26 protein-coding genes are annotated in these 22,408 nt (G+C 43.8%); 8 read left to right on the top strand and 18 right to left on the bottom strand.

What is annotated here, in order from left to right; translation table 11 throughout:
* Positions 1–171 precede the first annotated feature (171 nt).
* The 3 genes from QUA13_RS19430 (at position 172) to QUA13_RS19420 (ending at position 1,712) form a co-directional block, all read left to right on the top strand.
* A complete protein-coding gene (locus tag QUA13_RS19430) occupies positions 172–438 on the top strand; it encodes a hypothetical protein (protein WP_333201076.1) in 267 nt (88 codons plus the stop codon).
* 186 nt (positions 439–624) lie between these two features.
* Positions 625–891, top strand: a complete 267-nt coding sequence (locus QUA13_RS19425; protein ID WP_333201074.1) for an SPOR domain-containing protein — start codon at positions 625–627, stop codon at positions 889–891.
* Positions 892–1,052: 161 nt separating this feature from the next.
* Entirely contained in the window at positions 1,053–1,712 is a 660-nt protein-coding gene (locus QUA13_RS19420; RefSeq protein WP_015177453.1) for a response regulator transcription factor, read from the top strand.
* Positions 1,713–1,735: 23 nt separating this feature from the next.
* Here QUA13_RS19420 and QUA13_RS19415 read toward each other — a convergent pair whose 3' ends face one another.
* A complete protein-coding gene (locus tag QUA13_RS19415; protein WP_333201072.1) occupies positions 1,736–3,715 on the bottom strand; it encodes an ATP-binding protein in 1,980 nt (659 codons plus the stop codon).
* A gap of 699 nt (positions 3,716–4,414) precedes the next feature.
* Between QUA13_RS19415 and QUA13_RS32825 the strand changes: the two genes are divergently transcribed.
* Positions 4,415–4,618, top strand: a complete 204-nt coding sequence (locus QUA13_RS32825; RefSeq protein WP_445242733.1) for a transposase — start codon at positions 4,415–4,417, stop codon at positions 4,616–4,618.
* Between the two features lie 182 nt (positions 4,619–4,800).
* Positions 4,801–6,105 carry a J domain-containing protein gene (locus QUA13_RS19410; protein ID WP_333201070.1) on the top strand — a complete coding sequence of 435 codons (1,305 nt, stop codon included), beginning with the start codon at positions 4,801–4,803 and terminating at the stop codon, positions 6,103–6,105.
* A gap of 160 nt (positions 6,106–6,265) precedes the next feature.
* Here the strand turns inward: QUA13_RS19410 and QUA13_RS19405 are convergent, their stop codons facing one another.
* The 8 genes from QUA13_RS19405 to QUA13_RS19370 form a co-directional block, all read right to left on the bottom strand.
* Positions 6,266–7,054 carry an amino acid ABC transporter ATP-binding protein gene (locus tag QUA13_RS19405; protein ID WP_333201068.1) on the bottom strand — a complete coding sequence of 263 codons (789 nt, stop codon included), beginning with the start codon at positions 7,052–7,054 and terminating at the stop codon, positions 6,266–6,268.
* 74 nt (positions 7,055–7,128) lie between these two features.
* Positions 7,129–8,034, bottom strand: a complete 906-nt coding sequence (locus tag QUA13_RS19400) for a transporter substrate-binding domain-containing protein (protein WP_333201066.1) — start codon at positions 8,032–8,034, stop codon at positions 7,129–7,131.
* 35 nt (positions 8,035–8,069) lie between these two features.
* The gene (locus tag QUA13_RS19395) at positions 8,070–8,723 is read right to left on the bottom strand and encodes an amino acid ABC transporter permease (RefSeq protein ID WP_172187740.1); all 654 of its coding nucleotides are present in this window, start codon (positions 8,721–8,723) and stop codon (positions 8,070–8,072) included.
* A gap of 17 nt (positions 8,724–8,740) precedes the next feature.
* Complete coding sequence (locus tag QUA13_RS19390) at positions 8,741–9,415, bottom strand: amino acid ABC transporter permease (RefSeq protein WP_333201064.1); 675 nt, start codon at positions 9,413–9,415, stop codon at positions 8,741–8,743.
* Positions 9,416–9,843: 428 nt separating this feature from the next.
* Positions 9,844–9,972, bottom strand: a complete 129-nt coding sequence (locus QUA13_RS19385; RefSeq protein WP_422614745.1) for an SUMF1/EgtB/PvdO family nonheme iron enzyme — start codon at positions 9,970–9,972, stop codon at positions 9,844–9,846.
* Positions 9,973–10,207: 235 nt separating this feature from the next.
* The gene (locus tag QUA13_RS19380; protein WP_333201062.1) at positions 10,208–11,869 is read right to left on the bottom strand and encodes an EAL domain-containing protein; all 1,662 of its coding nucleotides are present in this window, start codon (positions 11,867–11,869) and stop codon (positions 10,208–10,210) included.
* 11 nt (positions 11,870–11,880) lie between these two features.
* A complete protein-coding gene (locus tag QUA13_RS19375) occupies positions 11,881–14,241 on the bottom strand; it encodes a PAS domain S-box protein (RefSeq protein WP_333201060.1) in 2,361 nt (786 codons plus the stop codon).
* Between the two features lie 454 nt (positions 14,242–14,695).
* Positions 14,696–15,886 (bottom strand): WD40 repeat domain-containing protein, encoded by a 1,191-nt coding sequence (locus QUA13_RS19370; RefSeq protein ID WP_333201058.1) that lies wholly within the window; start codon positions 15,884–15,886, stop codon positions 14,696–14,698.
* 262 nt (positions 15,887–16,148) lie between these two features.
* On the opposite strand from QUA13_RS19370, the gene QUA13_RS19365 reads away from it, so the two are divergent.
* Together QUA13_RS19365 and QUA13_RS19360 are read left to right on the top strand one after the other, a co-directional pair.
* Complete coding sequence (locus QUA13_RS19365; RefSeq protein ID WP_333201056.1) at positions 16,149–16,523, top strand: DUF1257 domain-containing protein; 375 nt, start codon at positions 16,149–16,151, stop codon at positions 16,521–16,523.
* A 201-nt stretch (positions 16,524–16,724) separates the two neighbouring features.
* Entirely contained in the window at positions 16,725–17,411 is a 687-nt protein-coding gene (locus QUA13_RS19360) for a class I SAM-dependent methyltransferase (protein WP_333201055.1), read from the top strand.
* Positions 17,412–17,583: 172 nt separating this feature from the next.
* On the opposite strand, the gene QUA13_RS19355 is transcribed toward QUA13_RS19360, so the two are convergent.
* The 6 genes from QUA13_RS19355 to QUA13_RS19335 form a co-directional block, all read right to left on the bottom strand.
* On the bottom strand, positions 17,584–17,865 hold the full coding sequence (locus QUA13_RS19355) for a hypothetical protein (RefSeq protein ID WP_333201053.1): 282 nt from the start codon (positions 17,863–17,865) through the stop codon (positions 17,584–17,586).
* On the bottom strand, positions 17,862–18,029 hold the full coding sequence (locus QUA13_RS19350; RefSeq protein WP_333201051.1) for a type II toxin-antitoxin system HicA family toxin: 168 nt from the start codon (positions 18,027–18,029) through the stop codon (positions 17,862–17,864). The genes QUA13_RS19355 and QUA13_RS19350 overlap by 4 nt, the downstream gene beginning before the upstream one ends.
* A gap of 12 nt (positions 18,030–18,041) precedes the next feature.
* Positions 18,042–18,149, bottom strand: a complete 108-nt coding sequence (locus QUA13_RS32820; protein WP_445242732.1) for a type II toxin-antitoxin system HicA family toxin — start codon at positions 18,147–18,149, stop codon at positions 18,042–18,044.
* Entirely contained in the window at positions 18,146–18,349 is a 204-nt protein-coding gene (locus QUA13_RS19345) for a type II toxin-antitoxin system HicB family antitoxin (RefSeq protein ID WP_332960085.1), read from the bottom strand. The genes QUA13_RS32820 and QUA13_RS19345 overlap by 4 nt, the downstream gene beginning before the upstream one ends.
* 86 nt (positions 18,350–18,435) lie before the next feature.
* A complete protein-coding gene (locus QUA13_RS19340; RefSeq protein WP_333201049.1) occupies positions 18,436–18,645 on the bottom strand; it encodes a hypothetical protein in 210 nt (69 codons plus the stop codon).
* Between the two features lie 27 nt (positions 18,646–18,672).
* Positions 18,673–18,918: a hypothetical protein gene (locus tag QUA13_RS19335; protein WP_333201047.1), complete on the bottom strand. Its 246-nt coding sequence runs from the start codon at positions 18,916–18,918 to the stop codon at positions 18,673–18,675.
* A gap of 247 nt (positions 18,919–19,165) precedes the next feature.
* Between QUA13_RS19335 and QUA13_RS19330 the strand changes: the two genes are divergently transcribed.
* Entirely contained in the window at positions 19,166–20,245 is a 1,080-nt protein-coding gene (locus tag QUA13_RS19330; protein ID WP_333201045.1) for a 2-oxoglutarate and iron-dependent oxygenase domain-containing protein, read from the top strand.
* Between the two features lie 256 nt (positions 20,246–20,501).
* On the opposite strand, the gene QUA13_RS19325 is transcribed toward QUA13_RS19330, so the two are convergent.
* From QUA13_RS19325 to QUA13_RS19315, 3 genes are all read right to left on the bottom strand, one after another.
* Positions 20,502–20,678: a hypothetical protein gene (locus QUA13_RS19325; protein ID WP_333201043.1), complete on the bottom strand. Its 177-nt coding sequence runs from the start codon at positions 20,676–20,678 to the stop codon at positions 20,502–20,504.
* Positions 20,679–20,919: 241 nt separating this feature from the next.
* On the bottom strand, positions 20,920–21,099 hold the full coding sequence (locus QUA13_RS19320; protein WP_333201041.1) for a hypothetical protein: 180 nt from the start codon (positions 21,097–21,099) through the stop codon (positions 20,920–20,922).
* Positions 21,096–22,304 carry a hypothetical protein gene (locus tag QUA13_RS19315; protein WP_333201039.1) on the bottom strand — a complete coding sequence of 403 codons (1,209 nt, stop codon included), beginning with the start codon at positions 22,302–22,304 and terminating at the stop codon, positions 21,096–21,098. Before QUA13_RS19315 ends, QUA13_RS19320 begins: the two co-directional genes overlap by 4 nt.
* Positions 22,305–22,408 lie beyond the last annotated feature (104 nt).

Raw genomic sequence — 22,408 nt, 5'->3', positions numbered from 1 at the left:
TTTAAAACCCCTGATTGCCGCCCCTCTCCCCCGAAATAAATCGCTCTCCTTCTAAGTCGTTTTCTGAACGGACTTGCGTAAACACGCAATATTATTTGCGCTTACTCCCCTATCAACCGAAAGACTTGAATGACAGAATAAAACTATCAACTTTACAAACAGGTCTGAATCATGAACAAGCTAATGGTTACGCTCATCTCTCTAGCTACCCTTGGGCTAGGCATTGCTGTTCCCCTCCAAGCCAATGCTCAGACTATGAAGCAAACAACAAAAGTTGCGCTTGAATCCCAACGTCACCATGAATACCGCGTCCAGTATCACCGCCCCAATCAAAAAAAATGGATAAATGCTGGAACTTTCAGAGCTCGTGTAGCTGCTAACAAAGAGGTTCAAAAACTAGAGCATAAAGGTTATAAAGCCAGAATTGTAACTCTGTAGGCTTACAGAATAGAGGGAGAAAATATTCCATTGAGAATTTGCCGCTTTGTCCAGAGTGGAGGTCGAGTTTTCTTCTTCTGAGACGGACTTGCGTAAACACGCAATATTATTTGCGCTTACTCCCCTATCAACCGGAAGACTTGAATGACAGAATAAAACTATCAACTTTACAAACAGGTCTGAATCATGAACAAGTTAATGGTTACGCTCATCTCTCTAGCTACCCTTGGGCTAGGCATTGCTGTTCCCCTCCAAGCCAATGCTCAGCCTATGAAGCAAACAACAAAAGTTGCGCTTGAATCCAAACATCGCCCTGAATACCGCGTCCAGTATCACCACCCTAATCAAAAAAAATGGATAAATGCTGGAACTTTCCGAGATCGTGCATCTGCTGACAAAGAGGTTCAAAAACTAGAGCATAAAGGTTATACAGCCCAAATTGTAACTCTGTAGGCTTACACAATAGAGGAGGGAGAGAAAAGGCGAGTAGCACTCGCCTTTTCTCTCCCTCACGATTATCATTATCAGTAACAGCTCACGTTATATAGCCAGTCTAAATAGTCGTGAAAACGAGTGTGCTGAAGAAATGATCAAATAGTTATGGCGGTCAAACAATGAGTTCTCAAACACAACGCTTTCTGGTCATTGAGGATCACCCTGAAGTCGGTCAAAATAATTGTGAATTTTTGAGGATGATAGAGCCTCAGTGTTCCTGCATTATTCAGGAAACCCCTGAAGAGGGGATTGAGCAACTCAAGCAAGAGAACATAGATTTAGTAGTAGTTGACTTACAATTTGGGACTTTGACAGGCGAGGAGTCAGCCAAGCCAGGTTTAGCGCTACTAAACCACATTTTTGAGCATCACCCTCTGTTAAATGTTCTCGTCTATACCAGCGAACCAAGTTATTTAAGGCAAGTCCTGAAGCAAATATTTGAACATCAAGGGGGATTTGCTGTCGTTAATAAAATGGAAAGACGGAATGCTTTTCTCGAAGGAGGTCGTAGTGCTTTAGCTGGACAGTGTAAGATTCCTCGTAATTTAATGAACGAAATGCCATTGACTGATAAGGATAGAACGGTACTGGACTTGTTATGCAACCAAGCCCTTACAGATCAGGCAATTGCCGATCGGATGCATATATCCCTCAAAACAGCTCAGAACTACGTCCAGAGTCTCAAAGCAAAACTGAATGTCGATCAGCTTGATGGTCAACTTACTAATACCAGAATCGCAGTTTGCATGGAGGCAATTAAACGTAGGTTAATTGGATAGTTATACCCTTCTTTGTTATCATCTTATGGGGTGTCCATCGTCCATTCAAGTGTTACCTGCATCCCACCTTCTTCTAATAGAACCCTTTGCCAAGCCCCATTTGGGATCTCAGCGGCAATAGTTTTCATCAGTTTAGTGCCATATCCACCACTACGACGTTTCTTGTGAGGAATATCTAATAAGATAGGGGTTAGGCTAGTTCCATTATTCTCGATCGCTAATCGGCACTGATGATCTTTTTGAGTAAGCGAGACTGAAACTTGCGTTGCCGATCCGTTTGGAGGTTGGGCATGACGAATCACATTAGCGATCGCTTCTCGAAAAAAGCGAAATATATCCTCTCTGGAATCAATCCAAGCACTATCAGATTTGGGTTCTCGCAAGGGTTGTAGATGCTCTTTGACACTCAAGGTTAATTCTCTTGAGTTAATCAGTTTTTGCAGCCATTGGTGTATCCCCCGATCCAGTCCAGATTGCAGCTCTGGTGTAATCTCTAGCTTTTCTGCAATTGTGCGTGTGCTGCTGAGCTGATTGCGAAGCGCAAGCCCAACTGCTTCTAATCGATCTAAGATTGAGTTAATCAGGGGAGATGGATGACTGAGGGCTAGAAGTTCAATACTATCCATAGCCAATTTGAGTTCTTGAAGTGGGCCATCATGAATGTCTGTTGCGACTCGATGCAGGAGTTTCCGCGATTGCAAAAGAACAGCCTGTCGCTCCGCTAATTTCTGCTGTTGTTGGATAGACTGCCTGAGAATTGAATAAATGGCTACACCTGAACCTGTTCCAACCCAACCTAAGATTGGGATGGATAATGGAAGAATTAACCCTTGATAGAACAAGATAAAACTTAAAGCTACATAGCTTCCTACCAAGATCGGAAGAAGCCAGCCAACCAGCAGATGAACAGGTATAAGTTTATGCTTTTTGCTTTGGCTAAGTATATATAGGCTTATGAAGTCAAGACCCAAAGTTGTGATGATGTAGTCATACCAATTCGGGATTCTTGTCAGAAATGAATGGGTCATCAAACTAGCTATTTGATTAGCTTCTACTTCTGCAACAGACATCTCCCCAAAAGGAGATAGTTCTCGATAGGTTTCAAATCCTTTCCCTTCGGGAAGATCGATTAATACAAGTTTATCATGGAGCTTCTGAAGAGATTGGGGGTCAAAGGAAGGATTACAGTGTTCTATCTCTAGCTGAGAGGAAGGACATTGAAAATGAATATCAATACTAGGAAATGTATCAGCAGAACCCCAGAAGTTCATTTGAAAAGATAAAAGATTTTGTAAATTGCTAATATTTTGAAAACCTTTGAGATTTCCTGAATTTATATAGAATTTTTCTAAGGCCATCGTTGCCACAGATTTAACCTTATGATGTATATTAATATCGGGATCATCTTCATAGCTAAAATTGGAAAAGAGCTCGGCTTTTCGAGCTGGGCTGTCTAAGCTTTGTGGATGTGCTGCATATCTGAAGTAACTTACTATCTGCTCTGGGGGAAGAGAGGGATTTATACTTTCATTATCGAAAGGAAGTAAATTATGATAATCATTTATGACTGAATTTTCTGAGGGTAAGTTACTTGGACGAGCCACCAAAACAATCTGGTTTGAATATTTACTAATCAACTCTTGAAAGGGATGTTCTAACTGAGTATCTGTATCGAGCTCAATGTACTGGCTCATTTGAGTAGGCAAATTTATAACTACAAGCTTTGCACCACTGTTGATTAAGCTTTTTCCTAAAATTGCATAGAAATTATTCAGTTTATATAAGTTATGAAAGTTATATCCTAAAATGGCAGGCTGCTTGATTTTAAGCAGTAGAATTTCATTTGGCAGAAGCCCTGGTTGATGCAGTCGTATTAGATGATCCTGAATGTCGAGCTCCATTTTATTGAGCATAGGTAAGTTGCTAGATACTGCACAGTAAAAAAAGCTCCAAGCAGTTACTAAGCCAATACCTATTGCTGGCCGATATCTGATAGTGTTCATTCGATATTTCTATTATTTATTTGTTCGGTGCAGTCAATATAAAATTGTTGGCTTGGGTCGGATTCGGTTTAAAGTTACACACAAATCTTGTGAACACTGTCTCAACCGCCAATGAGCCAATTTTGTACTAATCGTTCCATCATAGATAGTACCATTCAAATGAAACCTGTATATTGATCGGACATTATTGCCGTCAATTTATAGTTTCAGTTTAACCGAGCCTCCTTGTCCAATACCATCAGTAATTCGTCCAGCACCAATCCAGACTTAGGTTGCTGTGGCTGGGATATCTAACAGACTCAATAAAAGTAAAGTTTGGCCTACAATACGAGATGCAAAAGGAAGCATGAGCCATTTATTCTTAGTTCAATAGTACAATTCTGACATTTGCCTTTGAGGGCGAGTTTTCTTCTCCAGTATATCAATACTCCGGACAGTTTTTATATGGCCCAATGGCTTATTCTCTACGACTTTGAGCCACTGTGGACAATTAAATCAATGTCAGCTCCACCCCTGACTTACATTTAATTCGACTTTATTTATGATCCTTGCCCCGCGTAAGCTTGTAGTCTTGTTCCCAAAACTGTCCGGAGTATTGGTATATAGCACTTTACAGTTTGGTGAGGTACACCTAAATAGCTGTAAAGCTTATAGAACCCATTTGGGAGCTCTTTGATGATGAGCTAAGATCGGAAAAAAATGTCGTACTCCCGCAGCTTAACCGATAAAGAGTGGGAACTTATCGAGCCATTATTACCACGAAACAAGAAAACCAGACCGCCTACTCAGTCAAAGAGAGAAATCTTGGATGTTATCTTCTATGACTCGCCAGCGGTAAACGCACGGGTGGTGAGAAACCGGGTTTTTTGCATCATACTTCGTTACAGCTCGCAGAAACGGTAAAAAACCGGGTTTCTGAAGGTTGTGATGCGTAAGTCCCAATCTCAAATCTCAAATCTCAAATCTCAAACCTCAAATCGCTTGATTGTGCAGCTTGGCTGAGAATAGTACAAGATGTTAAGTGCGATTCCCTACGGGATAGCTTCGCTTCACGCAAATTTACAAATACCAGCCGATCGAAGCTTATGGGTGACATTAATCGATGCTACGAAATCCTCGAAATTGAGCCTGGAGCTTCCTTAGAAGAAATTAAGCGCGCTTACAGGGATTTAGCGTTTGTGTGGCATCCCGATCGGTTTGCCCACAACGATCGCCTGCAACAAAAAGCTCACCAAAGATTAACAGAAATTAATGAAGCTTACCAGCAGTTGGCGTTGTTTCTGAGTCAGCCTGAATCATCAAGGTCGATCGACAAACAGTTTCAGCAGCAGCCACCCCCTGCGCCTGAAAAGCCACTGAGAAGGCGTTCTGGAAAATCAGCCGCCAGGCCTGGTTCTGGGCGCAGTCAAACCCGCCCAAAAGCCGCCTCCAAAAAATTTCCAACTCAAAAGAATTCTTCAAGCAAGAAACGATTTACAGCTCAAAATCGCCAAGCGTGGCGGGGAAGAAAGCAAGTTGGGCGAAGCGTGGCGAGGAAAGCACGGCCATCTCAAAACTATCCAAAGCTGATGTCGAAAAGAAAAAAAGAATTTTCAACTCAATACTCAAAACCGCGGCCATCTCAAAACTATTCAAGCTTTCCTTGGGGGCCGCTGGCAATCGCCGTGGCGAGTTACGCTTTGACCGGTTGGATTTTGACGGTATCAACCGCCCCGCTGTGGATGTGGGCTTTAATCTGCGGTGCAGATTGGCTGTGGGCGGCGATTTTGGTAGCCGAGGGTTCGGCAACGCCCAGAGTGTGGCTGGCGGCGTTAGTTTTGGCTGGGGCGGTGGGGGGGTCGATCGCCGGTTTTAAGGCGGGAGGAATGGTAACAGGGGCTGCTTGGAGCGCAGTTGGGGCCGGTTTGGGGGCGATCGCCAGTTCCGAGGCTGAGTCTCGGGCTGTGGCTGTAGTTTTAGCCGTAGCGGGAGTGGTGACCGTGGTGGGATTGATGGCTGGAACGGGTTCTGGGGATTGGGTCAAGGCGTTGGTGGCGGCCGTGTGTTGGGCGATTGTCGGCTTGACGTGCGGGCTGGCGGTGGAAGTAGGCGTGAATTCTGGCGGCCCCGTCGGGTTCGGAGGTGCGATCGGGCTGGGGATTGGGGCGTGGGCGGGGGCTTGGGCTGGGGCGGGTTCGGAGGCGATCGCGCAAGCCTTGGCCATCGCTGGATCTAAGACTGTTTATGGGGCTTGGGCGGCGATCGGGATTATTGCTGGAGTTGTGGCGCGGATGGTAGCTGGAGAAAGGTCGATCCACACTGGTAGCGGGCTTTACACGTTTACCCTGTTGGTGGCTACTTCCGGTTTCGGGCTGTGGCTGGGAAGTTGGTTGGTCGATCGTATCTTTTAAATTAGTCAGTTGTCAGTTGTCAGTTGTGAGTTGTCAGTTGTCATCACTCAACGCCGTCAACAGTTAACAGTCAACAGTCAACAGTCAACAGTCAACAGTCAACAATTCCCAATTTCCAATTTCCAATTCCCAATTACCAATTCTCCATTTCCATCAATAATTAATGTAAAATCTGTGACAGAAATTTCTTTGTCCGCTCGTTAGAAGGATTGTTAAAAAACTTATCTGGAGTAGTATCTTCCACCAGCACACCCTCAGCTAGGAAGATAATGCGATCGGCGACTTCACGGGCAAAGCCTACTTCATGGGTAACGCAAACCATCGTCATGCCGCTATCCGCCAGACCTCGCATTACCTGCAACACTTCCTGCACCATTTCTGGGTCAAGGGCTGAAGTCGGCTCATCAAAAAGCATCACTTTAGGACGCATGGCTAGAGCGCGAGCGATCGCCACCCGTTGTTGTTGACCACCCGACAACTGTCCGGGGTATTTGTTTGCTTGGTGAGCAATCCCGACTCGCTCCAGCAGTTCCATGCCCAACTTGTCAGCCTCTGGTTTAGACATTCCGCGCAAGTGGAGCGGCGCTAGAGTGACATTGCCCAAAATTGTCAGGTGAGGAAACAGGTTAAATTGCTGAAACACCATCCCCACCTCGCGCCGCACCATTTCAATATTTTTAGCATCGTGCGAAATCCGCGTCCCATCAATCTCAATGCTGCCTTTTTGGTATGGTTCTAACGCATTGAAGGTACGAATAAAGGTGGATTTGCCAGAGCCCGATGGCCCCATTAACACCACCACCTCGCCTTTATTTACAGTCAAGCTGATTCCTTTGAGTACATGAAACCCATTGTCATAGGTTTTTTCGACATTTTTAGCGATGATGATTGGCTCTAAGCGATTGCTTAACCCGGTGGCTTGATTGACGGTAGATTGGGAGTCGTACATTTTAATATTTTCCTTGAGATATGTTTGGGAATTCGAGATCGATCGTTGATTCGTTTTGTTGATTTGCCGTTGACCTAAGTTGCTGGAGGAGGAGTCAAGTCTGGCAGTGGCTCGCCAAACCATTTCAACGAAAGTTCATTTAATTTGCCAGACTGCTTCATGTCATCAATAATGTTGTCAAGTTTTGCTACTAGCTTTAGGTCTCCTTTACGAACACCGACGTAGCAGGGTGAATTTTTCATGATGAACTTGTTTTCAATTTTGATATTGGGATTATCGCGAATTACTTTGGCAGCGACGACATTCCCAGTAGCAATCAGTTCTACTTGACCTGATATCAAAGCAGATGCAGTTAAACTGTTGCTAGAAAATCGTTTGACTAGAGGCGTTTGGTCTGGCGATAGCTTGGAAATTTCTAAATCTTCTAAAGAACCTTGAGCAACGCCAAGCGATCGTCCTTTTAGATCGTTGAGTGAGGGCGCTTTGATATCTGGACTGCCATACACCCCTGAAAAAAATGGCGCATAGGGCTTGGAAAAATCAATAATTTTGGCGCGAGCTGGATTTTTGCCCAAACTGGAGATCACGATATCAACGCGATCGGTCTGAAGAAACGGAATGCGATAGTTGCCGATCACAGGCACTAACTCCGATTTGACTCCCAAAGCCTTGGCGATCTCATTTGCCACATCGATGTCATAGCCTTGCGGCTGCATATCGAAACTCATCGATCCAAACGGCGTAAAGTCATTGGGAACTGCTACTTTGATCGCTCCTGCTGCCATGATTTTGTCTAAAGTTTTATCTGGATCGCCCTTAGGAGGTACAACTGCCGAAGGGTTAAACACAGCCATTGAGGTTATGGACTTAGTTGGGCTTGAGCAAGCAGCAATGCTCACAGTCAGAATCAAACTGGCGAGAAACAACGCGATCGCCCGATGCCATTTGTTGGGAATCAATTCCTTAAATATTTTCATCATCAGCAACACTCCAAATATCCCTCTGGTTGATATTTCTATGATTTGTAGTTGAGTTGCTTCTCCAACCGCTGACTCCAAAGAGATAGCGGATAGCAAAGAATAAAATAAATTAGACCAGCTATCGAAAAGACCAAGAGTGAGTTCAATGTGACATTATTGATCTCAGAAGCGACACGAGATACCTCAGAGAACCCAATTACTGATGCCAGCGAAGTCCCTTTAATTACCTGCACGAGGAAGCCGACAGTCGGTGCGATCGACATTTTAAGAGCTTGGGGCAGAACGATTAACTCTAGCTGTTTAGAATAGCCAAACCCCAACGCTGAGGCAGCTTCCCACTGTCCTGCGGGAACAGCTTCAATCGAGCCGCGCCAGATATCTGCTAGAAATGAACTCGTAAAAGCCGTCAGAGCAATGGTAGCGGCTGCAAGTGGCGATAAATTTATCCCAAAAACCACCGACATACCGAAAAAAGCCAGAAAAAGCTGTAAGAGTAATGGTGTTCCTTGAAAGAACTCGATATAGATCAGACTTAAGCCTTTAATCCACTTGTTGGGAGATATCCGCATCAGCATCAATAAAAAACCAACAATTCCGCCTACAACAAAGGCGATGATAGACAAGATAATTGTCCATTTTGCCGCCACCACCAAGTTAATGAATATCTGCGGTACTGTAAATCCATTCATTTTATCTTTCCAATTAACTATCGTCGATACTGTGCAAACTTAAAAAATCGCCGCTCAATTAGATAGGACATTCCTTTGATCGTCCAAACGATCGCTAAATAAATGAGCGATATGGCAAAGTAAACCTCAAAACTGCGAAAAGTCCGAGAATTGAGAAAATCTCCTGCAAAAGTTAAGTCCTCAGTGGCAATCTGAGACACAACACTCGTAAATAACACTGCCAAAATCACCTGTCCGATCAGGGCCGGATAAATATTCGCCAAGGCAGGCATCAGAATTATGTACCGAAAAACCGATATCTTGTTGAAGCCAAGTGCCATTCCAGCTTCCGTTTGACCTTTGCTAATGCTCTCGACTCCAGACCGCACAATTTCGGTCGAATAAGCACCAAAGTTTAAAGCAAGTGACAAGATTGATGCTTGCTCTGCCGTTAACTTGATGCCCAAATTTGGCATCCCAAAGAAGATGAAAAACAGTTGGATGATATACGGGGTATTCCGAATAACCTCCACGTAGGCTAAAGCGATCGCATTTTGGATTTTGTTGTCAGAGGTTCTACAGACTGCCCCAATAATGCCTATGACTAGACCGAATGCGATCGCGATAACTGATATCCTGAAGGTCGTTAATGCACCTGCAAATAACAAAGCAAGATTATCCCAGACAATTGAGAAATCAAACTGATAGCTCATAAGTATTTGGGTACTGAAACAGTATGAGAGTTTAGAGATAAGACGTAAGCAATCACTAAAGACTGCTCGCAGCGAGCAGAGAATCCTATCTATGAATTTCTAGGAACCTAGCCAAAGTAATTTACTCACCTAACGCCGAACGTTTAACCTTATAGCCGAGCAGATCGGAGATTAGGGGCTTTGCTCCTCTCGGGGTTTTGTGCCCGTCTGCCCGAGGGAGAAAGACTTGGGGAGAGGATTTCAGCTATTTAACGTCTCGGTTGAATAATTGCGTACAGTATGCAAGCTTTAATAAATCGCTTCTGTTACGTTCATTACATTCTTAGGTAATCCTATTATTAATGCTCTGATGAGACCCTGTGGCGTTATCGTTACCTATAATCTTGAAGAGGTTGAGCTTCTGGAATCTATAAAATATTGATAGCGAACTACTCTGCCGAATTCCAACTTACCGCTTTTTTCCATTCCGCTTCCGTCGGCAAGCGCATCCCAACAAAACAAGCATAGGCTTCTGCTTCATACCAGCTAACTCTACAGACAGGACGATCGTCTCCCACATCTCAGGCATCTCAGTATAGCAGCGGCTGCCAGCCATCTTCAGACCATCCTCAGACCTTAAGAAGTTGCGCCGCAGGTCAAGATACGATTGAAAAAAGGTCGATCGACCATTCAATGCGATGAAATCTAGTGATTTGTAGCTAACAAGGACAACAAGCAATGGATTTGGTTAGCACTGAAAGTCTTGCTTTTATTGCCTCGTGCATAACTGGCTTCAGCAATAACTGCCGAATGCTATAACTCCCAGCACTTATCGCTTTTAAGCAGCTCTTCAAACTCAGCCATTGGCAAAGCCTGACTGAAAAAATAACCTTGAATTTCGTCGCACTCGCGATCGCACAGAAAAGCAAGTTCCGATTCATTTTCTACACCCTCAGCAATCACCGTCATGTTCATGCCGTGTGCCATTTGAATAATCGCTATTGTAATCGCTGCATTTTGGCGATCCTCTGCAATATCGCGAATAAAACTCTTGTCAATTTTGATCGCATCAAACGGAAAGCGTTTCGGATAACTCAAAGAAGAATATCCCATTCCAAAATCATCAATTGCTATGCTAATCCCCATATCTCTCCACGCCGTAAAAGCTTGAACAGCAGTCTTTTCATCTTGCAAAATCAGACTTTCCGTCAATTCTAATTCCAGACATTTAGGATCGAGATTAGTTTCTGTCAATATTTGTCTGACTCTCTCCGTCAAATTTTTTTGCTCAAACTGGCGGGCTGACACGTTGACTGCTACCCGCAACGGCGGCAAACCCTGTGTTTGCCAAACTTTAGTTTGCCTGCAAGCAGTCTCTAACACCCATTCGCCCAGCGGTGCAATCAAGCCCATTTCTTCAGCCATGGGAATAAATTCTCCCGGAGAAACTCTGCCCCTTTCTGGATGATTCCAGCGCACCAAAGCTTCAGCACCAATAATTTTCCCTGTTTTAATTTCTATTTGCGGCTCATAGTAAACTTCAAATTCCGAGCGCTTTAAAGCATTGCGGAGAAAAGTTTCTTGATTGAATCTCTTGATGGAACTGTGCGCTACTTTTGCAGTGTGAAACTGATAATTATTGCCCCCTTGTTGCTGAGAATTGTACATAGCTGTATAAGCATTTTTTAGGAGCTGGTCTCCATCGCTGGCGTCGCTTGGAGATAAAGAAATGCCGATACTTGCCGTGAGGTAAAGTTCCGAGCCTTTGACAATCATAGGTTGGGCTACAATATCTAAAATGTTTTGAGCAATCTTGGCAGCATCCTGTTTTTCCGCAACTGGTTCTAGAACAATTGCAAATTGGGCCGCTTCCAAACGAGCCACAATATTAATCTTCTCCGTGCAGTTACTAAGCCGCTCGGCAAATTTGCAAAGTACCGAGTCGCCAATTTCGTGTCCCAAGGTACTGTTAATTCGGTTAATTCTATCTAAACTGAGAGTCATAACGGGAATGAGTGCTGACCATTTTTTTTGCTTGTCTAATATCTGACTTAGCAGATCTCGGAACAACGAACGATTTGGCAAGTTTGTCAAGCTATCGTATTGATGTCGGTGGAGAGCTAATTGAATAGTTGTGTGCAAGTTTTTTTCCTCAAATGGTTTGACAATATAGCCGAATGGTTTGGTCGCATTGACGCGCCATAAAGTGTTTTCGTCAGCATAAGCTGTCAGATAAACTACCGGGATTTGAAAGCGCGATAAAATTTCTGCTGCTGCTGTAATGCCGTCGATTTCTCCTTGCAGGTTAACATCCATCAAAACCAAATCTGGTCGAAATTGGGCTACAGATTCAATTGCTTCTTCTCCTGAATAGACCATACCAGTTATTCGATAACCTAGAGATATTAAACAGTCGGAAATGTCTTCCGCAATGATGCTTTCGTCTTCAACAATCAGAATTTTTTTGTTAAACACTAAATTCTCTCCTAAGAATGCAATTGGGGTTGGGAAAAGGTTATTTTAAAAGTCGTGCCAGCAGTTTCTAACAGTTCTATTTTCCCCCGGATTTGCTTGACTAAAGACCCGACCAGTCGTAAACCCAACGTTCGGGCTTTTCGATAATCTAAGTCTTGAGGAAAACCAATTCCGCTGTCGCTCACGGTTAGCACGCAAAGTCTATTATTTCCTAAAGTAAAATCTATGTTAATTTTACCTTTGATTTGTCCTGTAAAAGCATATTTCAGAGCATTTGTCACAAGCTCATTGATAATTAATCCGCAAGGAACTGCCGTATCAATATTAAGAGAACACGGCGCAATATTTGTTTGCAACTTAACGCCTTCTGCATGAATTTCATAAGCTTGGAATAAATTGTGGGCGAGATTTTGGATATATTCAGCAAAATCAATGTTAGACCAGTCTTTGGATTGATATAATTGTTCGTGAACCAGAGCCATCGATCTGACTCGGTTTTGACTTTCTTTTAACATTTCACTAACGCGGCTGTCTTGAATGTAGCGAGACTGAAGTTTTAGCAGGCTAGAAATAACTTGGAGGTTGTTTTTGACGCGGTGGTGAATTTCTTGGAGAAGGACTTCTTTTTCGGCGAGGGAGGCTTTGATTTGATCCTCATCCCGTTTGCGCTCTGTAATGTCGCGTACTACTGCTTGGAGAAATTTTTGTCCGTTAATTTCCATTGCGTTTAACAGAACTTCTGCGGAAAATTCTGAACCGTCGAGTCGTTTGTGTACCCAGTCAAATCGACAGCTACCTACGAGCATTGCTGTGTTCATTTTCTGTGAAGCTAAACTGGCTGAATCTTGTCCGTTAGGCTGAAATGGCGGGGAAAATTCGCTCGGATGCTTGCCGTAAAATTCTTTTTTGTTGCTACAGCCAAATATTTTTAAAGTAGCCTGGTTGCAGTCAAAAAAATATTGTTCGTCGAGCAGCATTACTGCGTCGCTGGTGGCTTCATAAAGGCTGCGAAATTTGTGTTCTGATTCTTGCAGCGAGCATATCAATTGGTTTTTTAGAGCTTCCGCACGCTTGCGGTCGGTAATGTCTGTCCCTACACAAACTGCTGCGGTTCCCTGAAGATATTTCTGAACTACTATCAAATAATTTCGGACTAACCCGTTAATTTGTATGTCTATTTCTTGGGAGGTTTGCTGAGATGAACTGTCAAAAAAATTGCGGATCATTTCTTCAAAAGTCGAGCCTTTGTCGAGAAAGTTGATTTCTTGACCGACAAAGCTTTCAGGAGACAGTTTGAACGAGGTTGCTAAGTGCTGGTTGACTCCGATATACCGCAAATCTGAACTGATCCAAGAAATTAGTCCGGGCACGGCATCTAACACGGCGCGAAGTTGGTCTGTAGCTTCTTGGAGTGCTTCTTCCGATCGCTTGCGATCGCTAATATCTATCGCCGTTCCGCACAAGCCTAAAATAGCGCCGTTTTCAGCTTGGTTGATGATGCTGTTGACGCGCAGATGCACGGGAGTACCGTCTTTGCGAATGTGTACTGTTTCGTAAGGAGAATTAGCGGTTTGTGGCTGAATTTTGGTTCTCGCTAAAAGTTGGGCAAATATTTCTCTTGGTCTATTTTTTGGGTCGTGAACTAAAAAATCGGTGAAGCGGCGGCCGATCATTTCTGGCGGTTCGTAACCGTAGATGCGTTTGGCGGCGGAATTGACAAAAGTCAAGAGGCCTTCAATATCGATCGACCAAATCAATTCTTGGGAGGTTTCTACGAGGTTGCGGTACTTTTTTTCGCTTTCAGCAAGTGCTGCATTGAAGACTGCCATTTGCTGCTGAAGTCTGTCTTCTAATTCTTGATTTACCGTTTCCAGAGTGGCGATGGACTGCTCGCGCTCGGTAATTTGAGTAGAAACACCCACTGCCCCGACAACTTCGCCGTTTCCATCTCGCAGGGCGGCGGATCGAATTTCGTACATAAAATGTCCCTCTCGGGCATTCCAAGTGCGATCGTTTCCTGCTAGTACCTCGGCAATATTTTCTAAGATATCTGGCTGGCTGCTGTAAACTTCAAAAATCGACAGCCCGACAGTTGCATCTGGTTTGAGTCCCAAATTTTCTAATCCTTTCCCTGCTGTAAGGGTTAACTTGCCTTCTCTGTCTGTTGCCCACAGGAAAATGGAGGCACAACTGACAGCGGCGTGAAGGGTTTCGTTGGCTTGTTTGAGCCGATCGATTTCTGCGTGAAGTCGCTCCTGGGTGCTGTTTAATTCTACCGTTAGTCGATCGGCTTTTTGCTGCCAAGTAGCAGCAGTGTCGCACATTTCTGCGATATTGGGGGAACGACAGATGGATTGGTTGCAGTGTGACATGGTTACTCTGGGATGCACTGTATATTTAACCCCAGCCTATCTTTTAAGCATAAACTTTTTAAGTCAAATATTACAGTTAGCTGCGATACTCATCCGAGCAATATGCGATAGTTTAAAGCTAGTTTCAAGGATTCAGGAATTGTGGCTCGCTCAGGGTTTCTGGCGACTGTTCAGAAATTGACAATCAAGTGAATAATGCCTGCCAATTGGTACTTTTACTGTAAGTATGTATACTATTACAAAAATAAGTTCCGCAATTATCGGCTTGCACAAGAACTGGAATTGTAAATTTATTATATTTTTTTGCGTAGATTCACGCACCGAGGAATCGGGAATCGGTAATTTGGAAATATAGCCAGCGCCTGAATTGTTAGGAGGTGCTTAATTGCTGAAACTCATGAGATCGATTGCTTCTTCTTTCTTCTCTCTTCCTTCTTCTTTCTTCCTTATTCCTTCAATTAATTCCCCAAATTTTGAGATTTTTGTCTGTACTGCCGCTAATAATAGTTTTACTATCGCTGCTAAAAGTAAGACAAGTAACAGAGGTTTGATGTCCGCTGAGAGTGTGAATATGTTCGCCGGTACTGGCATTCCAAAATTTGATATTACCATCAGCACTAGCACTGACAACAGTGAGTCCGTCGGGACTAAAGGCGATCGCATTTATCGAGTTAAAATGCCCGGCCAAAGTGATTGGACTATCTGGATTCGATAGCTGCCGCAGTTGAATATTTCTGTCCCAGCCACCGGTAGCCAACGTCTGCCCGTCTGGACTGAAAGCCAGACAATTCGCATAACCTTTAATTGTTTGGGAGCATTCTCTGCTGCGGAGGTTCCACAGCTTAATTGTACCGTCAGAACTGCTGCTAGCGAGAGTTTGTGCGATCGGGCTAAAAGCAAGACTAACAATTCCTGCTTTATGAGCTCCCCAAGTTAAAAGATTGCCAAAAGTACAGATTAACTTTCCAGTCTCTAAATTCCAAATTTTGATAGTAGTATCTGCCGAACCGCTGGCGATAACTTGACTGTCGGGACTGATGACAATTGCGCTAATTTCCGCTTCGTGTCCGAGGGAAGTATGCCGCAATTCTCCTCCTTGCCAAATTTCGATCGCACGGTGTTTCGGAGTATTTCTGCTTCTCACAAAAACTTCGCTTTCTTGGCAAAGGACAAAAGTTTCTTGAGCGCGGGGATACTTGTCAACAGTATAGAGTATTTCTCCTGTCTCTACATCGCAAATTCTAATTATTTTCCCGTGCAAACTAGCCGTGCGAGATCCTCCGGGACTAATCGCAACATTTGTCCCAGTTTTGCTCGTGCGGATGCAGTCAAAAAGCTTGTAAGGGACGAATTCTTTTAAAGCTTGGCGCACTAGAGGTTCTGTCCTCGATCGCAAAATTAAATAAGCAACTCGCTGCACTTCTGCTGCGGGGTCAAGCAGCGCCTCAATTGCTAAATTTAAACCAGCGCCTCCGTATTTAGGAGCATCTTTAACAGCGGCAATCCGCGACTCGATACTAGGACTGTTGAAGCGCTGCTTGACCCCGGCGATGCCTCCCAAAACAGCGCCGGCGATCGGGATTTGACTTTGGCCGCCGAGGACGGCATCATATTCTCTGGGTTGGTTAGAATTGTCGGCTATCATACGATTTTGGATTTTAGATTTTGGATTTTAGATTGAAGAATTGGATGAGTAAAAAAAGCGAACTCACGCACGAATAAATCGGGGCAATTGTTATCGAATACTCTGTTGTAATTTTCTGAACATAGGAATCCGGGGGCTTGTAACCTGGCTGCTTTCGGTGACGCTCAAACTGCGTTTAAGATCGCAACTTCTCACTTATTGACTGTGGCAGTTTATAGTATTATAATCAAATCAGCGTTTCACACAAAAATCCGAAAGTGATATGTCACACTTCACAACGATTAAGGTTCAGATCAAGAACGGCGAACTGCTACATCAACTGTTGGAAGAGTTGGGTTATCAAGTAGAGTCCAATGTGCAGGTACGGGGTTATCGGGGTGACAAAACTAATGCCGAGTACGTGATTCGGCAATCCAACGGTTACGATTTGGGTTTTCGCCGCAGCGGAGAGGATTACGAATTGGTGGCGGATTTTTGGGGCGCTCGAATTAATCAGCAGGAATTTGTCAATTCAATCCGTCAAAAATACGCGCGCAAAAGTTTGATGGCGGCGGTGCAGTCAGAGGGTTTTCATGTTGAAGAAGAGGAAACTTTGGCAGATGGAACGGTGAGAGTTGTAGTCGGTCGGTGGGTTTAAGAATCGCGCTTTATTAACTCGTTTTTATGTACCCAGGACTTACGCAGAATCGGGTTGAAAATCAGATTTATTCGTAAGTCCTAAACTGTCCGGCATCTTGCGTTGTACTTTTCCGGCGGGGGGGACACCCCACAAGAATTTCATCAAACTTGATTGTAAAATTTAGATGCGCCTGGGCTTAGTACCGAGAAGAGAATTACCATGAAATTCGATCGCCCTGAACAACAAATTGAACAAAGTTGGGATGCTAATGCTGACGCATGGATACAGGCGATCCAATACAACACAATCGAAAGTCGCCGGATAGCAACCGATGACGCTATTCTGCAAGCAGTGCTGCGCTATAAGCCTCGGCGAGTTTTGGATGTTGGATGCGGTGAAGGTTGGCTGACGCGCGCCCTAGCAAAGCGCGGTGTTGAGGTTGTTGGAGTTGATGGTTGCGCTGCTTTGGTCGATCGAGCTCGCGAGAAAGGAGGCGGTTGCTTTCGGGCGATCGGCTACGATGAGATTATTGCCGATCCAGCGATACTCGGTCAACCATACGATGGAATCGTCTGCAATTTCTCGCTACTGGGTGAGGAAATTGGAGATTTATTGCGATCGTTACGCAAAGCAATAGTCTCAGACGGACATCTGTCGATCCAGACAGTTCATCCATTCACAGCGTGTCAGGAACAGCCCTATGTTGATGGATGGAAAACCGAGACTTTCGACAACTGCAGCGGAGCTTTTCGAGAGCCAATGCCGTGGTATTTTCGCACAGTTAGTTCGTGGTTTCAACAAGTGTCGGAATCTGGCTGGAGGGTCTGTGAATTCGAGGAGCCGACACATCCACAGACGAAAATTCCTCTTTCTCTGCTGCTGATTTGTCAGTCACCCGGCGATTGAAATCGCTTCTTGTCAAACGAAGTGCGAGCAGAGGGGGACTGAAGCGAAGAAAGCGGATTTGGTATAATGCGATCGTCGCGATATAATTAGAGTACACAGGTAAACGGCTATTAGCAAAAAAAGTTAATTACCCATGAACATTACAGAGATAAAGACAGCAGTAAGATAACTTTCAAAAAATGAACTCGCAGAGTTTCTCCAATGGCTTGATGAGTTCCAAGCAGCTCTCGCCGATCGCCAGTGGATCGATTCTGTACGAGTTAAGATAGATGCTGCTGTTGCCATGTCCGAACATACTCCACCGATTGACGGCGAAACCTTTATTGCAGTGATTTGCGATCGTTTCCCAAAATAGCTTGTAGGCTGGGTTGTTGCTTTCATCGTAAGTGCGCGCCCAATCTTTAATTATCACTCTCTGAAACCAGCTTTCCCTTTTCAAAGGCGTCGTTGTCATTCTTGTTCTTCCTGGATTGCATCAGATTCATCCGCCTCCTTATTCTCATTATTTGACTCTTCAACTGTGCTGCTATTTTGATGGATATTTTCCAATAAACCAGCCTGTTTTAACAAGTGTCTGAGTAATCCAACTTTTAAAGATTTATTACCGTGAATTGGCACAGAAATTCGGATTTAGCTTCCAGCTTTCCCGTAGATGTGGTGACTGCCTTGAACTCTTAATAATATCCAGTAATTACGTTCTAGCAGCTTTGCTAACTCTTTGCCAGACATGGAGTTCATATAGCAATCTCCATAATTTTGTCTCGCTCATTTGTCTCGATGGATTCAATATCTACACTAAGGCAACCTTCGATTGCTTCATAGAGGTTTTGCAGCAGTTCCTCGAAGGTTTCTCCCTCTGTTGCACAGCCAGGAATAGCAGGAACTTCTGCCCAGTATCCGCCTTCTTCTGCTTCGTGAATGATAATTTTGATTTTCACTTGATTCTCCTAATTTATTTTCAAAACTTACCTCTTTATTACTGTACCAGACTTTACTCCTCCAAGTCCACCTGTTTAACCAGCTCTCAAGGTATATCTAGCGCTTCTGCAATTTGCTCGTCGCTCAAGCCCAACTGCCGTAATTTATCTATTGTTTCAATCTTAGTTTGATTTTTGCTTTCCTCCTGCAAGTCGGGAGTTTCCGGCTGACTTTGATCTGGGGTAGGAGTAGAGGGAGTAGGGCAATTGTTAATATAGCTAATACCAATAAAATTTTGATTATTTTTATTAACCAAAGTTGTTATATTCTGATTTATATGTCGTTATAGGACGGATTCAAGATTACTTTTTTTAACTTGTTCACCAAACACCTCAGATAACATTTGCAAAAGTTCGTGACAAGCATTTTTAACGTGCTGGGAGCTATAATCATAAGTTTCTGTAACGTCAGCATATCTTTGACGCTTCAGTATTCCCGCAAGTATCCCCCGCTGCAAGTTGTTTAGATGTTTGCCTGTCTTGGCGCAAACAGCTTTATCGACAAATTGCAAGATCTCAGGACTGTCCATAGGTGGGATGGTGAGATAGGATGGTTACTATACCAAACTTTTTCCAGCTTTTTCCAACTTTTTGGGCTTGACAGGTGGTGAGCAAGCTATTATATGTATTTATAGATAAAAATACATATAGCGGTTCTCACAAAGATGGAGTAAGCCTAAACCCAGTGTACTCAAGCTTTTTAAGTTGAAACCTCTACCTCATCTATCCAATAACTGCTATATACATCTGACCCATAAATACCAAGAGAAAATCGAAGTGTCTAATTTGCAAATATTTCATCTGCCCGAATGTATCACTGGAATACAATCCGATATTGACATAGCTCGCCAGATGATTCAGGCATGGAGAAGGGACGGTATCTTTCACGTGGCCACGAACAAAATACAGGAGCGAAAGAGCGAGAGAACTTTTGCCGCGAGCAGGCGGTTCTTTGGTATGCCTCTGGAGTCGAAATCCCAATTCATTAGCGATCTTACCTACAGTGGGTATATTGCTTCGGGCGAGGAAGTCACCGCTGGGGAGTCCGATTATTCCGAGATATTCACTGTTTGCAAAGATGTCCCACTAAATGATAGGCGTGTACAAGCGCAATGGCCTTGTCATGGTCCGGCGCCTTGGCCTGATGAGGACTACCAACAAAGCATGAAAGCATACATGGACGAGCTAGGCTCAATCGGCGAGAAATTGCTGAAACTGACGGCCCTGGGCTTGGAACTGGATGACATTAACGCTTTGACGGAATTGACCAAGGATGGTTGGCATCATATGCGCGTATTGCGATTCCCGGCGTTATCTCAAAAATCAACGAGAGGAATCGGTGCACATACTGATTACGGCCTATTGGTGATCGCGGCCCAGGATGATGTGGGTGGCCTCTATATACGTCCACCAGTTGAAGGGGAAAAGAGAAACAGAAATTGGCTGCCGACTGAAAGTATGGGGGGTATGTATGAAAATGAGGAACCCTGGATATTCGTGAAGCCTGTGCCAAGCGTACTAACGGTATTTCCTGGCGATATTCTGCAATTCCTCACCAATGGCTACCTCCTCTCAACACCACATAAAGTCAGGCTGAATACGAGGGAGCGATTTGCTATAGCCTACTTCCACGAGCCGAATTTCGAGGCTTGTGTCCGCCCTCTTTTCGCTCCCTCAAGCGATGAGCATATCCACTACGGCTCGCACTTTACAAATATGTTTATGAGGTGTTATCCAGACCGAATCACCACACGCCGGATTATTGACGAAAACCGCTTGTCAATTTTAGGTGTTTTGAAAAATGAGGGTCTTCGTCGTTTGACGACAGTGAAAAAAGCCATCGAATTGCAGAGATAAGAAGCAAAGTTTTTCGGTAGCAGGGATAACGATGCTTTCACCATAGCGATCGTCTTTATCCATGTATCCAGCTTCAAAATCAGTGCGCGATCGCCTAGTGAGGTATAATTGCAGTAGTTCCCTTGGGCAAATTGGATTCAGCAATATCTTCTTTTAAACTCACTTCCGAAAATATTTAAAATTGCATAATTCACGCTACTTGAAGATTAACTCCATCGGCTTGCCTCTAGAGTTTCCTGTGCAAATATCCTACGCATCAAGATTGTTTCTCCCGCCAAATCGCCTCTCTCTCGGCTTCTAAACCAGCCAATAAATCAGTCAAAGCCATATTTTCATTTTCCATAATCGTTGCAATCCGATCGATTAATTGGGGAGCTTGAGGTTGTTTGAGAGCAATCACAATCAGATTACCTATTGGGAGTAATACCAGCATATCTCCCTGATTAACATTGAGAGAATCTTGTAAAAACTGGGGAATAGTAATTTCCCCTCCCTGTCCCAGAACAATGGGAAATTATTGAATCTCTACATCCGTTTCTTGTGAAGTTATTGTCAGGACTTTAACCTCAGCCTTTAGTGTTAAGTTTTTAAGATTCTTTATTATAGCAAGGTTTGGGCATTGTACGTTTTGCCCGATCGCCCTAACCAGAAAACCCAAGTGCGATCGCCCGCAACTACCAAATCGTTTCAACGTCAGGAATATCATACGGCTGCCCGATCGCAACTAAGATGCGATCGCGCGGCAATTGCTCGATCGCCTGGATGATGCAACGATCGGTCAAACAACCCGACTCAGTATAGAGGATGTGCGGAATTTGCGATCGCAATGAGATTTCTTTGCCAACAACAATCACAACTGCAAAGCCCCAGACACCTTGGCATTTTTAACACTTGAAATCCGAATCAAAGACCCGGATTTTACAGCAATCTTAGGTTTCCATTCATAAACCCCATCGCTAGTTGTGCGGTTGGCTATGCTTTGAACCGACTTATTCTCTTGATACAGCTCAATCTTGACCTCATCCTGAATATTGTCTCTCCACAAAATCAAATAAGGTTTATTTGCTTCAACCTGCACTTTTCCTGCTGGTTGAGCCACCAATATTTTTGGTGAAGCTGTCTGAGATTTTCTATTCCTAAATCCTAAATAGTGCGGCAGTTCCCGAGTGGCAATATTATTTGATTGAGGCAACATAATCTCGCCGATTTTAGGATTGAATAGATAAGTTGAGAGTCCGCCGTCGATCGTCACTATATCTCCTTTCACTCCGAACTCTCGCATTAACTTAGCTGCTGCGTCTAATGTCGCTTCATTAACTGTGATAATGACCAGCAATTCATTACCCTTGCGACCATCTTTGTCCAGCGTACCGATGACGTGATACCTATTTGCAGGATTTTTAGATATGAGTTTAGCTGGATGGTGCTTGTATTCGTAAGTAACAACTGCATTTTGTACTTCTTTTAGATTCAATGGCGTTCCTGTTTGCGGTTCGTAATTTGTGATATATGCTTCTAGATCGTTCCAGACCAAAGCTTTCAATCGAACATTTTTATACTGCCCATATTTGGGTTTTTTGACGGGGCCGTAGAGGCCGTTACCGCCAGTAATAACTTGACCGTTGAATTTGATAGGAAAAGATAGCTGCGTGCTGCGTTGGTATTGTTCAAAAAAAGAACAGTTAATCACGGAAAAAACACCAGTACCGTAAAGTTTTTTGTATTCTCCTGTAACTTCAGAAAATAACTTGCTCTTAAAGAAAGGACTGTAATATTTTTTTTCTCCCTGATAATACAATCCTTTATTGAAAGCCATCCGATCGACCTCTCCAATTAGCTGGTCTATTTGCATTTTTTGGACGTTAATAACTTGCAAATAAGCCTGATTTCCGTTGGGTAGTTCTTTTTTGTACAACTCTGCACCATCTCTGGTATCCACTGGTTGAAAATAACTGACTGGGCTGGAAATTTGTTCGATCGCAAAATGTGCAACTGCTGCCACAACAGCAACAGCAAAAATCATCAAAAAAAACGGCAAGATTTTTTTGAGTACGTTCATAAATATTAATTTGTTTCAAGACCACCAACCAACAGTTCGGACATATTTTGGGAGAGTCAGGCTCTGAGAGAGCCGTATTCTAGGAGTTTTCGGTAGTTTGGATT

The organism is Microcoleus sp. S28C3, from assembly GCF_036700785.1.
In the GTDB taxonomy this organism is placed as follows: Bacteria; Cyanobacteriota; Cyanobacteriia; order Cyanobacteriales; family Microcoleaceae; genus Microcoleus; species Microcoleus asticus.
The sequence above is the reverse complement of the archived record's forward strand: the minus strand, read 5'-3'. Positions and strand labels throughout refer to the sequence as shown.

Coding starts and splice junctions, on each gene's coding strand:
- QUA13_RS19360 (WP_333201055.1), top strand. CDS start 16,725: ATGAAATTCGATCGCCCTGAACAACAAATTGAACAAAGTTGGGATGCT.
- QUA13_RS19395 (WP_172187740.1), bottom strand. CDS start 8,723: ATGAATGGATTTACAGTACCGCAGATATTCATTAACTTGGTGGTGGCG.
- QUA13_RS19365 (WP_333201056.1), top strand. CDS start 16,149: ATGTCACACTTCACAACGATTAAGGTTCAGATCAAGAACGGCGAACTG.
- QUA13_RS19405 (WP_333201068.1), bottom strand. CDS start 7,054: ATGTACGACTCCCAATCTACCGTCAATCAAGCCACCGGGTTAAGCAAT.
- QUA13_RS19375 (WP_333201060.1), bottom strand. CDS start 14,241: ATGTCACACTGCAACCAATCCATCTGTCGTTCCCCCAATATCGCAGAA.
- QUA13_RS19400 (WP_333201066.1), bottom strand. CDS start 8,034: ATGATGAAAATATTTAAGGAATTGATTCCCAACAAATGGCATCGGGCG.
- QUA13_RS19315 (WP_333201039.1), bottom strand. CDS start 22,304: ATGAACGTACTCAAAAAAATCTTGCCGTTTTTTTTGATGATTTTTGCT.
- QUA13_RS19430 (WP_333201076.1), top strand. CDS start 172: ATGAACAAGCTAATGGTTACGCTCATCTCTCTAGCTACCCTTGGGCTA.
- QUA13_RS19420 (WP_015177453.1), top strand. CDS start 1,053: ATGAGTTCTCAAACACAACGCTTTCTGGTCATTGAGGATCACCCTGAA.
- QUA13_RS32825 (WP_445242733.1), top strand. CDS start 4,415: ATGTCGTACTCCCGCAGCTTAACCGATAAAGAGTGGGAACTTATCGAG.
- QUA13_RS19370 (WP_333201058.1), bottom strand. CDS start 15,886: ATGATAGCCGACAATTCTAACCAACCCAGAGAATATGATGCCGTCCTC.
- QUA13_RS19415 (WP_333201072.1), bottom strand. CDS start 3,715: ATGAACACTATCAGATATCGGCCAGCAATAGGTATTGGCTTAGTAACT.
- QUA13_RS19425 (WP_333201074.1), top strand. CDS start 625: ATGAACAAGTTAATGGTTACGCTCATCTCTCTAGCTACCCTTGGGCTA.
- QUA13_RS19335 (WP_333201047.1), bottom strand. CDS start 18,918: ATGGACAGTCCTGAGATCTTGCAATTTGTCGATAAAGCTGTTTGCGCC.
- QUA13_RS19390 (WP_333201064.1), bottom strand. CDS start 9,415: ATGAGCTATCAGTTTGATTTCTCAATTGTCTGGGATAATCTTGCTTTG.
- QUA13_RS19325 (WP_333201043.1), bottom strand. CDS start 20,678: ATGCTGGTATTACTCCCAATAGGTAATCTGATTGTGATTGCTCTCAAA.
- QUA13_RS19410 (WP_333201070.1), top strand. CDS start 4,801: ATGGGTGACATTAATCGATGCTACGAAATCCTCGAAATTGAGCCTGGA.
- QUA13_RS19355 (WP_333201053.1), bottom strand. CDS start 17,865: ATGACAACGACGCCTTTGAAAAGGGAAAGCTGGTTTCAGAGAGTGATA.
- QUA13_RS32820 (WP_445242732.1), bottom strand. CDS start 18,149: ATGAACTCCATGTCTGGCAAAGAGTTAGCAAAGCTGCTAGAACGTAAT.